General features: G+C 70.2%; 14 protein-coding genes and 2 pseudogenes. 6 read left to right on the top strand and 10 right to left on the bottom strand.

Annotated elements, in window-relative coordinates:
* Positions 1-58: 58 nt before the first annotated feature.
* A complete protein-coding gene (locus ACRRSS_RS19620; protein ID WP_435972408.1) occupies positions 59-931 on the bottom strand; it encodes an oxygenase MpaB family protein in 873 nt (290 codons plus the stop codon).
* A gap of 276 nt (positions 932-1207) precedes the next feature.
* Here ACRRSS_RS19620 and ACRRSS_RS19615 point away from each other — a divergent pair, with 276 nt between their 5' ends.
* From ACRRSS_RS19615 to ACRRSS_RS19605, 3 genes are all read left to right on the top strand, one after another.
* Positions 1208-1387 carry a DUF6480 family protein gene (locus ACRRSS_RS19615; protein ID WP_435972407.1) on the top strand — a complete coding sequence of 60 codons (180 nt, stop codon included), beginning with the start codon at positions 1208-1210 and terminating at the stop codon, positions 1385-1387.
* A 199-nt stretch (positions 1388-1586) separates the two neighbouring features.
* Positions 1587-2057: a TetR-like C-terminal domain-containing protein gene (locus ACRRSS_RS19610; RefSeq protein ID WP_435972406.1), complete on the top strand. Its 471-nt coding sequence runs from the start codon at positions 1587-1589 to the stop codon at positions 2055-2057.
* 202 nt (positions 2058-2259) lie between these two features.
* Positions 2260-2538 (top strand): UBP-type zinc finger domain-containing protein, encoded by a 279-nt coding sequence (locus ACRRSS_RS19605; protein ID WP_435972405.1) that lies wholly within the window; start codon positions 2260-2262, stop codon positions 2536-2538.
* A gap of 161 nt (positions 2539-2699) precedes the next feature.
* On the opposite strand, the gene ACRRSS_RS19600 is transcribed toward ACRRSS_RS19605, so the two are convergent.
* Complete coding sequence (locus tag ACRRSS_RS19600; protein WP_435972404.1) at positions 2700-3956, bottom strand: NAD(P)/FAD-dependent oxidoreductase; 1257 nt, start codon at positions 3954-3956, stop codon at positions 2700-2702.
* Between the two features lie 1413 nt (positions 3957-5369).
* On the opposite strand from ACRRSS_RS19600, the gene ACRRSS_RS19595 reads away from it, so the two are divergent.
* Complete coding sequence (locus tag ACRRSS_RS19595) at positions 5370-5603, top strand: hypothetical protein (RefSeq protein ID WP_351900634.1); 234 nt, start codon at positions 5370-5372, stop codon at positions 5601-5603.
* Positions 5604-6039: 436 nt separating this feature from the next.
* On the opposite strand, the gene ACRRSS_RS19590 is transcribed toward ACRRSS_RS19595, so the two are convergent.
* The 4 genes from ACRRSS_RS19590 to eno form a co-directional block, all read right to left on the bottom strand.
* The gene (locus tag ACRRSS_RS19590; protein WP_435972403.1) at positions 6040-6576 is read right to left on the bottom strand and encodes a hypothetical protein; all 537 of its coding nucleotides are present in this window, start codon (positions 6574-6576) and stop codon (positions 6040-6042) included.
* A complete protein-coding gene (locus ACRRSS_RS19585) occupies positions 6573-7541 on the bottom strand; it encodes a transposase (RefSeq protein ID WP_435972402.1) in 969 nt (322 codons plus the stop codon). Before ACRRSS_RS19585 ends, ACRRSS_RS19590 begins: the two co-directional genes overlap by 4 nt.
* A 91-nt stretch (positions 7542-7632) precedes the next feature.
* Entirely contained in the window at positions 7633-8001 is a 369-nt protein-coding gene (locus tag ACRRSS_RS19580) for a hypothetical protein (RefSeq protein ID WP_435972401.1), read from the bottom strand.
* Between the two features lie 775 nt (positions 8002-8776).
* Entirely contained in the window at positions 8777-10084 is a 1308-nt protein-coding gene (eno, locus tag ACRRSS_RS19575; protein WP_435972400.1) for a phosphopyruvate hydratase, read from the bottom strand.
* A 162-nt stretch (positions 10085-10246) separates the two neighbouring features.
* On the opposite strand from eno, the gene ACRRSS_RS19570 reads away from it, so the two are divergent.
* Positions 10247-10669 carry a MarR family winged helix-turn-helix transcriptional regulator gene (locus ACRRSS_RS19570; RefSeq protein WP_435972399.1) on the top strand — a complete coding sequence of 141 codons (423 nt, stop codon included), beginning with the start codon at positions 10247-10249 and terminating at the stop codon, positions 10667-10669.
* A 179-nt stretch (positions 10670-10848) separates the two neighbouring features.
* Here the strand turns inward: ACRRSS_RS19570 and ACRRSS_RS19565 are convergent, their stop codons facing one another.
* Positions 10849-11373 (bottom strand): AAA family ATPase, encoded by a 525-nt coding sequence (locus tag ACRRSS_RS19565; RefSeq protein WP_435972398.1) that lies wholly within the window; start codon positions 11371-11373, stop codon positions 10849-10851.
* Between the two features lie 57 nt (positions 11374-11430).
* Positions 11431-11547 (bottom strand): annotated as a pseudogene (locus ACRRSS_RS19560) (IS5/IS1182 family transposase); the annotation flags it as partial.
* A gap of 22 nt (positions 11548-11569) precedes the next feature.
* Here ACRRSS_RS19560 and ACRRSS_RS19555 point away from each other — a divergent pair.
* Positions 11570-11688: pseudogene (locus ACRRSS_RS19555) on the top strand (IS481 family transposase); the annotation flags it as partial.
* A gap of 77 nt (positions 11689-11765) precedes the next feature.
* Here the strand turns inward: ACRRSS_RS19555 and ACRRSS_RS19550 are convergent.
* A complete protein-coding gene (locus tag ACRRSS_RS19550; RefSeq protein WP_435972397.1) occupies positions 11766-12284 on the bottom strand; it encodes a hypothetical protein in 519 nt (172 codons plus the stop codon).
* Positions 12285-12775: 491 nt separating this feature from the next.
* Entirely contained in the window at positions 12776-12952 is a 177-nt protein-coding gene (locus ACRRSS_RS19545) for a CsbD family protein (protein ID WP_435972396.1), read from the bottom strand.
* Positions 12953-12964: the final 12 nt, after the last annotated feature.

Below are 12964 nucleotides of genomic sequence, written 5' to 3'. Positions count from 1 at the left end.
GCAGCTGTCGTGACTGATTCGTGCGAGCGGCGCCGACCGGATGCACGACGCGCCCAGCTCACGGAGTCGGGCCTGCCGGCAGCTCCGGGGTCGCCCAGCGGACGGCCGAAGTGACCGCGATTCCACCGAGGCGCGCCACGGGCAGGAGTAGCCGTGTCCTCGTGGGGAGGTCCAGGAGGTCCTGTGCCCAGCCGGGCAGGAGAGCGACGGCAGCCGCGGACAGGAGGGCGTAGGGCAGCAGAGCCGGCCAGGGAAGGGGAGGATGCGCGAGCAGGTACCGCCCCGTCGCCCGGGACTCCGGGGTGGCCCTCAGCACGTCGCGCCAGTCGGAGAGGCTGCGGGCCAGGGCCTCGACGGTCTCCGGGGGGTCCTCGACCCCGAGCTTCCGCGCCACCGAGGCCATGTCGGCGACGTAGGCGTTCCGCTCCCGAGCGTCCAGGGGCCGAGCCCCGTACACACGATGGGCCTGGAGGAAGCAGGAGGCCTCGGCCGCGTGCACCCAGGCCAGCAGATGGGGATCGGAAGCCCGGTAGGCGACACCCTCGGCCGTCGTCCCGGTGACCCCGTCGTGAACACGGCGAACGCGCAGCACGGCCTGCTCGGCGTCCCCGGCCGTTCCGAAGGTCGTCACCGCCAGAAACGTACTGGTGCGCTGCAGGCGGCCCCAAGGGTCGCCCTGGAATCCCGAATGGGCCCAGACCGCCCTCATGGCCACCGGGTGAAGCGTCTGGAGCAACAGGGCGGCCAGCCCTCCGATGTACATGGAGGCGTCCGCGTGAACGGTTCGGATGGGCCTGTCCGGCGAGAACCAGCGGGGTCCGGGCGTGTGGTGGATCCTGGCCCGTTTCTCGTGCGCGGTCGGTCCCGCGACGCGAAGCAGGAGGGCCTCGCCCGCCTGTCGGCGGAGTCTGTTCAGCAGCGTCAGGGACATGGAAAGCCTTCTCTCACCTCTCACCTTTCCTTCCCCGGCACGAACCCCGCACACGACCTCCCACGGACCCGCATGACGGCATTCATGAATTCAGGGACTTCCCACCGCGCTTCCGGTCCGCGCATCCGCGTGGATGCGTCAGCGGATGCGTCAAGGGCGCGATCCCACGGTTTTCGACGCAGCAGCGACGCGGCTGGTGAGGTTGCGGTGAAAGGAGGAGGGTGAATGGGGAAGGAAAATTCCGTGCCCCCATGACCTTGATTCGAAGGAGGGGTCGTGACCGAACCACTCGTACCTCCTCAGGAAACCCCGCCCGTCGAGGGTTCCACCTCCTCGGCGCATCCCGAGCGCCCCGACGGAGGTATCTGGGAGCACCCCATGATCTGGGTTGCCCTCACCGCTTTCGGAGCTCTGCTCGTGGCACTCTTCTTCTTGTTCCGGATCTTCGGCCTCTGACGACGGACGGGCGCCGTCGGTGCGCGCTCAGGTGCTCACCTCGCTGATGCGGTGAGCGGCGATGTGGTGAGGACCGACGTGGTGAGCACCGCGACGTGGTGAGTATCGACGTGGTGTGTACCGATGTGATGAGGACCGACTCCGGTGAGTCGGACGGCACCCTGGTCCGGCGTGGTGTGCAGAGCGCGCCACCGCACGGGTGAGCGGCCGTGCTCCCCACGTCCTGCGGGACTGGGCCGTGACGGATCCGCAGCGGTACTTCCTGGTCCACGGCACACCCATTCCGGGCTACCGAGCGCCCGAGGACATCGCGGCCGTCTCCTCCGAGATCATGGCGCTCCTGCCCGACGCGGGCCGCGAGCTGACTCCGACTACCACCCTCACCCTCTTCGACCCCGATCTGGAGAGCCGCCGGGACCGGGCCGGCGACCACCCCGCCAGGCCCGGTCCCCTCCACCGGTTCCTGACCCTCTGGACCCGCCTGCACGGTGTCCTGTCACTGGAGCTCGCCGGCCACTTCACCGGCATGGACTTCGACCCCGCCTTGCCCTTTACGGCCGAACTGGACGGTCTTCCGGCACCCGCGCCTGAGGCCGCGGGCGGGGTGCCACTTCCTGCCCACCGCCGGGCTCGCCGTCGTGCACCCGTGGAGGCCGCCGGTACCGAATGAGGGTGTCAGGCCAAACCTCCCTGGTCTCGGAGGAAGGTGGCTCACTGCTGTGGAAGGACTGCTGATGACCCGATGTGACGACGGTGGCGAGCAGGCGGGGAGGCAGCAGCCCGACGTCCGCCGCTCCAGGTGGACCGTGGCGTATGACGGTGGTCGCCCGGACCGGTCACACGCGTGCGCGCACGCCGACACGACACCCACCGTGGCGGAGAAGCCGGCCGACGGCTGCGCCGAGTGCCGTTCCTTCGGAGGGAGCTGGCGACGGTTGCGCTGGTGCACGACGTGCGGGCACGTCGGGTGCTGCGACAGTTCGCCGGGCCGCCACGCGTACCGACATCACGAGGCGACCGGGCACCCTGTCGTCCTCTCCCTCGCGGCGGACGAGGGCTGGGCCTGGTGCTTCGAGGACGAGGTCTTCCTGGTCCTCGGGCCCCCTCCAGAAGCACCGAGCGGCACACCGCGAGCGGAGGACCGGACCTGAGCGGATCGGACCTGCGCGGACCGGACCTGCGCGAGGCCGAGCCGAGCGGTCCGGCCTGGCCCGGCCCGGGCCCGGAACTGAGCGGAGGCATGGGGGGACGGCGGCGTGGCGGCACGGACGGATGTGTCCCACCGTGGCGACGAGCTGCGTCACCGCGCACATCAGCGTCCCGCGCCACGCCTCACATCGGCCAGGACCTCACGCGCCGCGCGGGCGCCCGAGGCGAGGGCACCCTGGAGGGAACCCGTGGCGCGATGGTCACCGCACACGTACCGGCCCGGTGTCACGCGCGTGGTCTGTGAGAGGGGGTGGGGTCCGGGCATCGCCGGCAGGGCATCGTGGACCGTGACCCGGTGGACGAGCTCCCACGCCCCTGTATCCGCCTCGTACACCTCGCCGAGCGCACTGACCACGGCCGCCACCGCCTGAGCATCGGGCGCCCCCAGGACCGAGGTGGACACCAGCGCCCGGCCGTCGGGGGAGTAGTGAGGATGGACGGCGGTGAGGACACAGCTGTTCAGGAATCGGCGTCGTGAGTCGACCACGAGGACGGGTTCGGCAAGGGGCGGGTGCGCGGCTGCGTGGTAGAGCGTGGTGACGGTCCGTCCACGCGGTACGGCAAGACCCGGAAGGAGCTCGGCGGCGGCCCGTTGTCCGGTCGCGACGACGACGCTGGGGGAGCGGACCTCGGCACCATCGGTGAGCGTCACCCCTTCCGGAGTGAGAGTCGCTACGGGGCTGTCGGTCCTCAGCACGTCCGGGGGCAGACCGGAGGCGAGTTGAGCGGGGACCGCGCCGATGCCGTCGGCGGGAAGGCACAGCGTGCCGCGCAGCATGCTCCGCCACACGAGATGGAAGAAGCGGGCCGACGTCTCCAGATCGTCCTCGAGGAAGACCCCGGAGAGGAAGGGCCGGAAGAACGTCTCCACCAGTTCGGGGGAGACGCCGGCGTCGGCCAGGGCCGTGAGGGTCGTGCCGTCGGGCCGGGACCGCAGCCGCGCGGCCGGGGCGAGTACGTCGTATGCCGTCATCGCGCCGAGGGCAAGCAGGTCACGGCCTGATGCCAACCGTCCGGGCAGGAGGTCACGGCTCTCACGGAAGCGCCGACTGGGATCGGTGAACCGCATCATCCCGTCGTCGGTGTGGACGAGGACGCCGGGCGTGAAGGGCCGCAGTCGCAGCGCCCGCAGATCGAGGCGGCGCTTCACCTGGGGATAGGACGTGTTGAAGACCTGGAATCCGCGATCGACGGTGAACCCCGCGACCCGGTCCGTACGCATCCGCCCACCCACGGTGCCGTCGGCCTCCAACAGCCGCACGCGCAACCCGGCAGCGGTCAGGTCCGTCGTGCAGGCGAGCCCGGCGGCCCCGGCCCCGACGACCGTCACGTCGTACCGCTCGTCGTCCGTCAGTGCCATACCCGCAGTCACTCCTCATACGTCGTGCCGGGCTTCACACCGGCCGTCCAAGATCGCCCCCGGGCCCGTCACGTTACGCGGGGCGGGCCGCCGCCGAACAGGGGCGCGCCGCTCCGACCGCCCTCGTCGGAGAGACGCTCGCGCTGCCCCGGCTGAGACGACCGCGGCGCTGGAGGATGCGGCATTCGAGGCGTCGCTCTCTCCGCTTCATCACATAGTCGGATCGTCGATGTCCTACGGGCATGACAGCCCACGCACAGGTCCAGGAACACCCGTCGCGACCTCGGACCGGGTCCGCCAAACCCACGCTGCCCTCGCCCACGGAAAGAGCGGCATCGCGCCGGGCATGGCATCTGTGTGAGCGCCAGGTCGCCGAAGCCTTCGGCATGACGGCCACGACCGTACGGTCCTGGGAAGCGGGCCACACGTCGCCCACCGGAAGGCGACGCGCGGCTTACGCCACCTTCCTGAGCGGACTCGCCTCCGGCATGGCTTCCGGGCGGAGCGGGCCGCCTGGACAGGCACCCCGAGCGGCGGTACGGGACCGCTCGCGGCGACAGAGCGTCGACGCACCCCGGAACGCCACTGTCCCGGACGTCCCCGGTGCCCCGTGCCGACGCAACGTGTCGCCCGGCGCGCCGTCCACCTCAAGGGACTGCCCGTAGGCAGCGGCTTTGACCCCGTCTCCCCGGAGCGACGGCGCAGGCTGCGTCTGTCGGCTGCGGCCTTCGGTGAGTGGACGGTTGCCCGAGCTGTCACCGAGGAGGCACTGACGACATCCGCGGTGGACGGCTGCAGATCCCGCATGATCCGTGATGGCCGCGACCTGTGACTGCGTATGACGATCACACTCCACCGCGATGCCTTTCCGACAGCGCGCTCCCCGCACTCGGTCTGCTGCTGGCCCAGCTCAACGAAACCCTCGCCCCGCAGCAGGTGAGAGCAGACATCCACTTCGTCTCCGCCCGCAACCGGCCACGGACCAGACTGCACCGACAATTCTCGACGGGAAATGTGACAAAACGCGTCCGGCCTGCGTCCGTCGTCGGCAGCCACGACACGGCTTCAAGGTTGCATGTCGCCCGAGGCAGATTCTGTCCAGGCTGTCTGCGCGCCGAAGTGCTTCCCGTGTGCCGGGCAGCTCACACCGACGGCGCAGTCCGCTCACCGAGAATTCGTCACGAGCCGGGGGCGTCAGCGACGACCATTCGGCAATCGAGTGGCGAACGCCAGGTCACCGAGGTGAGACCGGTCCCCAACGGGCCGTTGGAGCGCATCGTTTCTGCGGTTGAGCACCCCCGTGATCCGCTGTCCGGCATTGGAGTGAGACGCCGTGTCTCGTTGCCCTTCGTGGCGTTTGACCGCCCGACGGGCACTTCCTGGCACGTCATTCGGAGATCTTGAGGAGTAGCTATGCGTTCTCTCGCCGCATCCGTCCTGGCCGTGGGCATTCTGCTGGGCGGCGCCGGTGCCGCGCTCGCCAACGACGGAGTCGGAATCGGGAACTTCTCCGCCGGTGGCGCGGGCTTCACTTCGCACTGCTCGGTGACCGGCGTTCCGGCTGTGTACGGAACGATCTTCACCGGTTCGTGTTCGGAAGCGGGCTGGGAAGAGGGCGCGGAGTTCTCCTACCTCGGCGCCCACTGACCTGCCGCCGACACGGCAACAGGTACAGCTCAGAAAGACCCACGCATCCCGTGCCACCGCACGGCCTGCGGCAACGGCCCGCCCTCGCACGCGAGAGCGGGCCTGCTTGTGCCGCTAGAATCCGGCTCCGACCTGCGGAGCAGTGAACTTAGGCCGACTTGTCCAGCGGCCCGCTAAGGCGTGTTGCAGAGGGCTGTGATCCTCCGCCGACCGCCGACCGCCGACCGCCGACCGCCGACCGCCGACCGCCGACCGCCGACCGCCGACCGCCGACCGCCGACCGCCGACCGCCGGCAGCGCGGCAACGTTTTTCACCACGCGGTCCAGGGCGTCGCACACGGGTACAACCTCGCCTTGGCCGCATGGACCGCACGGCCGCGACTTCGGCTCCGGGCTGCCCAGATACGAAATTCTGCGACACGCTTCAGCTTGATCCTTACCCTGTGCGACGGGGGCGTGGGGCGGTCGACTTCTTGTTCCGGTACGTGGTGGTGCCCGTCTCGCGGGGTGTGTGGACGTCGTGGCGTGGGGTGGGCCGGGTGTTCTTTCGCCCGGGTGGTCGCCCGGGTCCGGGGCGGGCAGATTTTGGTGCCTGGGCGGGGCAGGCGGTCCTCGGGCGGATGTGCCGAGAGTCGCGACGGACACGTGCGGGCGTGAGCCTGTCCGGGGGGACGGGCCTCTCCCGTGGACGACGCCGGTCAGCTGCCAGTGGCCGGGCCAGTCGTAGTTGGGTGTAGGCGGCGAGGATCAGCCAGGTCCAGCGGTCGGCCGCCTGGGGGGTGCGGATCTTCGGGCAGGTCCAGCCGAGGGTCTGCTTGAACAGGCGGAAGGTGCGCTCGATGTTGAAGCGCCTCAGATGTGCCTGCCAGAGCCGGTCGGTGTCCGCTGCGTCTGCGTCGGTGCCCGACCCCCACAGCCAGACCGGCTTCGGGGTGGCTGTGGGGGGCAGATGCTCGATGTCCAGGCGGATCACGGTCCCCTCGTAGATCGAAGGGCGGCGTGGGCCGCGGCCCAGGGCGAGCGGTGGGTGAGCCTGGGGTGGAGCCGGTCCCAGGACCGGGCGAGGGCGGTGCCGTAGTGGCGTGTATCGGTGACGGTTTCGCTGTCCGGGGTGCCCCACGTGTCGGGCTGTCCGAAGGCGGACTCGCCGCCGTGCCGGGGCGGCCGGCCCCGGGTGTGAGGCTGCCGCGAGGGTGCGGGCCTGCGCAGGACACGGTCCGAGCGCATCCGGGCCAGCACCTGGACCGGCAGGTCCCGACGGGGGTGGGCCATGTGGGGCGCGTCGTATCCGGCGTCCGCGATGACGCGTATGTCCGGGTCTCCGGTCTGGCACTGACCTGCGGTGATCAGCCGCTCGACCAGGTCGCGCAACTGCCCGGCGGAGACGGTGTCGGTGTGATCCCCGGATGCCGGACGCAACGCGCCCAGGGGTGCGGTCCACGAGCTGCGGCAGGGCTCCAGCGCGCGGACGATTGCGTACGGCAGCCGGCAATGGGGACGTGCTGCTTTTGCCCCGGTCATAGGTGTGACACAGGATCCTCTGCGGTGAGGTGTGGGTGTCGGGCCGCAGCCGGCAGGTGACGTCGACGGCCAGGACCAGCCGGCGTCCGCTGACCGTGGCAGCGGCACCGAAGCCAGGGCCTGCCGCATCCGGTCCGCGTCGACCCGGCCTGGGCGAGCGCAGCGTAGAGCCCTCCGTGCCCGCGGCGGGTGTTCGCCCACCAGCGGCAGCTCGGCCAGTGATTTCACCGGCCCGTCCCCGCATGAGACTGCAGCCGCGAGCTCGAACAGGGCGTCCGAACGGGCGGTGAGACTGGAGTGGAACTCGCCCCGAAAGCCTGACAGTTCGACCAGCGGTTCTCGCCGGGCATCGCGATGTTGCAGAGTCGTCCTCACGGCCCTCGTGCCGGACGCGTGGATTCCTTGGGCGAAGCACATGTGCGGACGAGGGCCGCTTCCACGTACGGCGGATACTGAACCGAGTGATCAAGTACGAGGCACCGTTCGACGGCGCACGTTAAAGGTCAAGTTAGAGCCAGCCCTTCTTCCTGACGACGACGAAGGTGCCGAGGGACGCCAGGAGGACGGTGCCGATGAGGATCGGCAGAGCAAAGAAGTTGTCGAAGCCGTATTCGTTGAGGTGCTCGAAGTTGGCGCCGGGGATCGCGGCGAAGGTGGAGGGGATGACGAACATGAGCGTGATCGCCGTGAGCTTGCGGTTCTCCACCGTCGACTTGACCTGATCTTCCGTCAGGGTGTTCAGGTGGTCCATGTCCTTGTTGAATTCGCGCAGTTCGTCGCGGATCTCATGCAGGACCGCCAGGGTCAATTCCTGGTCGAGGGCGTTCGAGCGCACGGTCGTGTCGGTGTCGGTTTCGGTGTTCGTGTGAGCAGTCATAGCGGGGCTGCTTTCTTCTGTACGAGTGAGGAAGGCGCCGATCCGGCGTGCCGAATCCGCACACGGCGGTGCGGCCCCATGAAGGCCGAAGGCCGACACCCGGCGGAGTGGGCGGTATGGGCATGCGGAATCCCGGCCGCGACGAGCAAGGGGTGTGCCCGACCAGAGGGGTGTCCCGTCAGGCCCGGGTTCGAGCTCGCCGGGCGGGGCGAGGCCACCGCCGGGCGACGGTAGAGGGGGAGATGCGGCTGCGCGAGGACGCGGTCAGAGCGTGGCGGAGCCTGAGGCGACGCGGCGCGGGGGGTTCACGGGACTCGGACTGTGATCCATCGGGCGATCGCCTCCTCTCGGCCGGGCGTACGGCATACGCGGGTCGCGGCCATCAGGAACGGAGAGCGAAACGGCATTCTCCGGGCGGCGACGCCTCAACGGTAACAGCAGCTCAGGGCCGTAGTCCGGGACCTTGGTCCCACGGGGCGGGCCCAAGGTCCTTGAGCGTTAGGTAGGCCCTGCGGTGTGCCTTTGCAGACTGCTTCGGCACCCGTGGCGGAACTGATGGTCCGCCCGAAGCGGGACAAGACCCAGCTGCAGCCCGTGTTCATCGGGGGCTCCCCCATGCATGGGCTGTCATCTGTGCCGCGCGGCGCATGACCCTCCGTACGTCGTCCACGCCGGCGACCGTGAGAACACGCCCACGGCCGCACTGGTCTCGCCGGCGCGCGAACGGTCCCCCGATCGTGATCGGGGGACCGTGGTCTCTACCTCTGCCTGCTGTTCACGCCCGGCGCAGTGCGGAGCGGCCGGCGAAGCGTGCCGAGTCGCCGAGCTCCTCTTCGATCCTGATGAGTTGGTTGTACTTCGCCGTGCGGTCGGATCGTGAGAGCGAGCCGGTCTTGATCTGACCGCAGCCGGTCGCCACGGCCAGATCCGCGATGGTGGTGTCCTCCGTCTCGCCCGAGCGGTGTGACATGACGGCGGTCCAGCCCGCCTGGTGGGCCGTGGCCACCGTGGCCAGCGCCTCGGTCAAGGTCCCGATCTGATTGACCTTGACCAGAACCGAGTTGCCGACGCCGGTGCGGATGCCCTCGCGCAGCAGCGCCTCGTTGGTGCAGAACACGTCGTCACCGGTGAGCTGGCAACGGTCGCCGACGCGGGCGGTCAGCTCACGCCAGCCGTCCAGGTCGTTCTCCGCCATCGGGTCCTCGATGGAGACGATCGGGTAGGCGTGGATGAGCTTGGCCAGGTAGTCGGCGTGCTCGGAGGGGGTACGGCGTACTCCCTCACCCGCGTAGTCGTACACCCCGTCGTGGAAGAACTCCGACGACGCCGGGTCCATGACCAGGCCGATGTCAGTGCCGGGGCGGTAGCCGGTGCGCTCGATGGCGGTCATCACGAAGTCGAGCGCCTCTTCGGCCGTACGGAGAGCGGGTGCGAAGCCACCCTCGTCGCCGACGCCCGTGGAGTGACCGGAGGCCAGCAGATCACGGCGAAGGGTGTGGAAGACCTCGCTGCCCATGCGGACGGCTTCGGCGAAGGTGTCCGCGCCCAGGGGTGCGATCATGAACTCCTGGAAGTCCAGCGGATTGTCGGCGTGGGCGCCGCCGTTGATGATGTTCATCATCGGCAGTGGCAGGAGGTGGGCGTCGGCGCCGCCGAGGTAGCGGTAGAGGGGCCGGCGGTGGGCGGCGGCGGTGGCCTTGGCGGCGGCGAGGGAGACGCCGAGGATCGCGTTGGCGCCGAGCCGGGACTTCGTGGCCGTGCCGTCGAGGGCGACCAGCGCGGCGTCGAGACCGGTCTGGTCCGCCGCGTCCCGGCCACGTACGGACGCCGCGATCTCTCCGTTGGCGTGGGTTACCGCGCGGTCGACGCCCATGCCGTGCCAGCGCGCGGAGTCTCCGTCGCGCAGTTCCACGGCTTCCCGCGCACCCGTGGAGGCACCGGAGGGAACAGCCGCGCGCCCCAGGGAGCCGTCTGCCAGGACGACATCGACCTCGACCGTGGGATTGCCCCGGCTGTCGATGATCCGGCGGGCGGTGACGGTCTCGATGGTGGTGTGGACGGCCCCGACTGCCTGTGTGGACATGGGAGTTCCTTCCCGTTGTCGTGTGCCGTGGCCCTGGCTGCGACAGCGCTGGCGCTGAGCCCGACAAGCGAGACCCTACAGCAATGCTGTTCAGTTTGGCTGCGCAGCATTGCTGTGCAGGTCGAGTGCGCAGCAATGCTGGCCAACGGGGTAAAGTGCCCTATGCCCACCTCGGAAGCCGCCGCCATCGCCGCCGAACTGCGCACCGCGATGGGCAAGCTCACCCGACGCGTCAAGCACGAGGACCGCATTCCGCTGGGCCAGGTCGCCGTCCTGGGCGCACTCGACCGCGACGGCGCCATGACCACCAGTGACCTCGCCGCCGATCAGCGTGTACGCCCCCAGTCGATGGCCCGGGCGGTGGGGCTGCTCATGGAACAGAACCTGATCACGCGCCGGGCGCACCCCACAGACGGCCGCAAGTCGCTGGTCGAGCTGTCGGACGAGGGCCGGGTCGCGCTCGAAGCGGAGCGCGGCCGCAGGGTCGGTTGGCTCGCGCAGGCCATCGAGGCCGAACTCACGGATGAGGAGCGGACGCTGCTGGCCCGGAGCGCCGCCCTGCTGGAGCGGCTGGCTACGCGCTAGGTCTACTGCCCCGGGAGGTTGTGGACAGGTGGTGCACGTCTCGGCTGAGGCTTCTTGAGCGGGTGGGGGCCTTCCGGGTTCGGTGGGGATTACGACGTCTAGCTAGGGCCTGTCCGGCGGATCTTTTCGGGCTAGGGCGGGCACGCCCAGTACGGCTGAGTTGGCGTGGGCCGCCGTGGTCACGCGAACGACGGCCACCGGTCGGCGGCCCACTCCCGCCAGCCCACCCAGCCGGGCGGCGGGCCGGCGACTCCGCGGCCCTCCAGCTCCGCGGCGTCGGGCTCCTCAAAGTGCACCCGCCCGTGCAGGATGTCGGCCTCGGACATCGGCAGCGTCTCCTCGGGGGTGGTCGCCCAGCGATGGGCGATACGGGCGCGTTGGGTCTCATCGTCCACCGGCAGGTAAACCATGCGGAAGCACGCCTCCTCGGCCTCCACCAGCCAGCGGATAGCGGACCGTTCGTCCCGTGACCAACAGCCGTAGTCCACGACGACGTTGGTGCCCAGTTTGACCGCCTCCAAGGCGAGCCAGAGCATGCGCCCCTCCAGCACGTCGCGCTTCCCGTCCGCCTCCGCCTCGCCGAACAGGGGAATCATCCAGTCGTCGGGCGTCAGGCGGAGCGCGCGGCGCTCCGCAGCGAGCTGCCGAGCCCGCGTGGTCTTTCCGGCCCCTGGCAGGCCGACCATCAGGAACAACGTGGTCACACCCAGATCGTGACAGGGAAGCCCATCAGACGACCACCGCTTTATCCGCCCGCCCGATTACGGGCTGAGCCACAGACGGATGGAGGCCACGGTGACAGTGCCGTGGAAGACGTAGGCACGCTTGTCGTAACGCGTAGCCACGGCGCGGAAGTGCTTGAGCCGGTTGCTCGCACGGTGGGCCGGCCGCTACCGGAAGGAACGACGCGACGCCTTCCCCGGCTGGCTCCACACCTACGATCACCACCGCGGACACACCGCGCTCGCAGGCCGACCACGCGCCGCCGCGTCCTCAACTTCACAGGGCAATACGCCTAGCGCAGTCGCTCGCAGTTCGTGGCGGCCCCGGCCGCACCATGCGCCCAGCCGTGCTCATCGGCGACACTCACCCGTCGTCAGCGGCCGTACACGATGCGGCAGAGGTCGGCGGCGCCCATGGGGGTATCCATGGTCTGCGCCTGCCGGCAGAGCTGGCGCATGTCGGGTGTCTGGCCGGTCGACGGTTGACGCCTTGGTGCGTGGAGCTGGGGCTTCGTGCTCTTGTTCGGCTTTCTGGGGGACAGCTGCTTCCTTGGCTTCCTGGGCTCCTTCACCGGGATGCCCGGGCGCCTGTTGGGCGCCGCCCGCCGAGCCGGGGCTTGCCCCGTGTCCGCCCTCTCCGCTCTGCGGTCCGCAGCCGGAGTGACGCGAGCGGCCGGTGGGGCGCCGTGCGGGGCGGTGGCGGCGAGCTCCTCGCGCGGGGCGGCCGGGGTGGGCTGCGGCCATGTCGGGAGCGGGGCCGGCGGGCGGTCGGCGGCAGGCGCGATTCCTGCGGGCCGGGCGGGGGCGGCTGGTACGGGAGCGTGGGGGACGGCCACGCAGGCGCTGGTGAGGAGCGCGGCGAGGATGAGGATCGTCGTATGGCGGGGGTGCACGGTGCCACGCTTCCGGACTCGGCCGGGCGCTGGGGGCGGCGCGGCGAGGGTCCACCGTGACGAGTGATCGGTGACCGGGGGTGGACGTGACCACGCCCCGAAGGGAGGTCGGAGGTACGGTGCCGTCTCCCCGCCCCTGCAGGGCCTTGAGTGCGTCTCGGTGGCTGCTTCGTCCTGGCCCGAGCCTCCCTCGATGCCATCTCCGCGAGCCACGTCGCGTCGGGCCGCTCGCTCCGCCTCCTGGTCAGAGGCGCCGCCGCCCGCTTCACGGACGCTGAGGCGTGAGGGATTCGGCGGCGTCCACCCCGGGGTGGGAGGCTGGGCCCCCCAGCCGTGCGGCCGGCCGGGCGGCGAGATCCGCCCGCCGGACCCGGTCGGCCGTGTCAGACGGCCGGTGCGGCGTGAGCCGCTGTGAGTGCGCGGTTCGCAGGGCCCGGAGCGGCTGAAAGGTCCGCTCCTCAGAGGAGCGGACCTTTCCCGCAGCGGATGGATCAGCGTTCGTCGCGCCTGTCGCGGAGGGAGTCCGTCGCGTCGGACACGGCTTCCTTCGCCTTGCCCTTGGCCTGGTCCATCTTCCCCTCGGCCTTCATCCGGTCGTCGCCGGTCACCTTGCCGACCGTTTCCTTCGCCTTGCCCTTGACCTTGTCCGTGCGGCCCTTGTCAGCCATGACCCGTCCTTC

The sequence above is a fragment of the Streptomyces sp. Qhu_M48 genome, from assembly GCF_051305195.1.
Lineage (GTDB): Bacteria > Actinomycetota > Actinomycetes > Streptomycetales > Streptomycetaceae > Streptomyces.
This window is presented reverse-complemented; position numbering and strand designations above follow the sequence as displayed.

Bases quoted from the DNA above. Each gene is read 5' to 3' on its own strand.
- ACRRSS_RS19620 (WP_435972408.1), bottom strand. From the start codon at position 931: ATGTCCCTGACGCTGCTGAACAGACTCCGCCGACAGGCGGGCGAGGCC.
- ACRRSS_RS19600 (WP_435972404.1), bottom strand. From the start codon at position 3,956: ATGGCACTGACGGACGACGAGCGGTACGACGTGACGGTCGTCGGGGCC.
- ACRRSS_RS19595 (WP_351900634.1), top strand. From the start codon at position 5,370: ATGCGTTCTCTCGCCGCATCCGTCCTGGCCGTGGGCATTCTGCTGGGC.
- ACRRSS_RS19585 (WP_435972402.1), bottom strand. From the start codon at position 7,541: ATGTGCTTCGCCCAAGGAATCCACGCGTCCGGCACGAGGGCCGTGAGG.
- ACRRSS_RS19580 (WP_435972401.1), bottom strand. From the start codon at position 8,001: ATGACTGCTCACACGAACACCGAAACCGACACCGACACGACCGTGCGC.
- eno (WP_435972400.1), bottom strand. From the start codon at position 10,084: ATGTCCACACAGGCAGTCGGGGCCGTCCACACCACCATCGAGACCGTC.
- ACRRSS_RS19570 (WP_435972399.1), top strand. From the start codon at position 10,247: ATGCCCACCTCGGAAGCCGCCGCCATCGCCGCCGAACTGCGCACCGCG.
- ACRRSS_RS19545 (WP_435972396.1), bottom strand. From the start codon at position 12,952: ATGGCTGACAAGGGCCGCACGGACAAGGTCAAGGGCAAGGCGAAGGAA.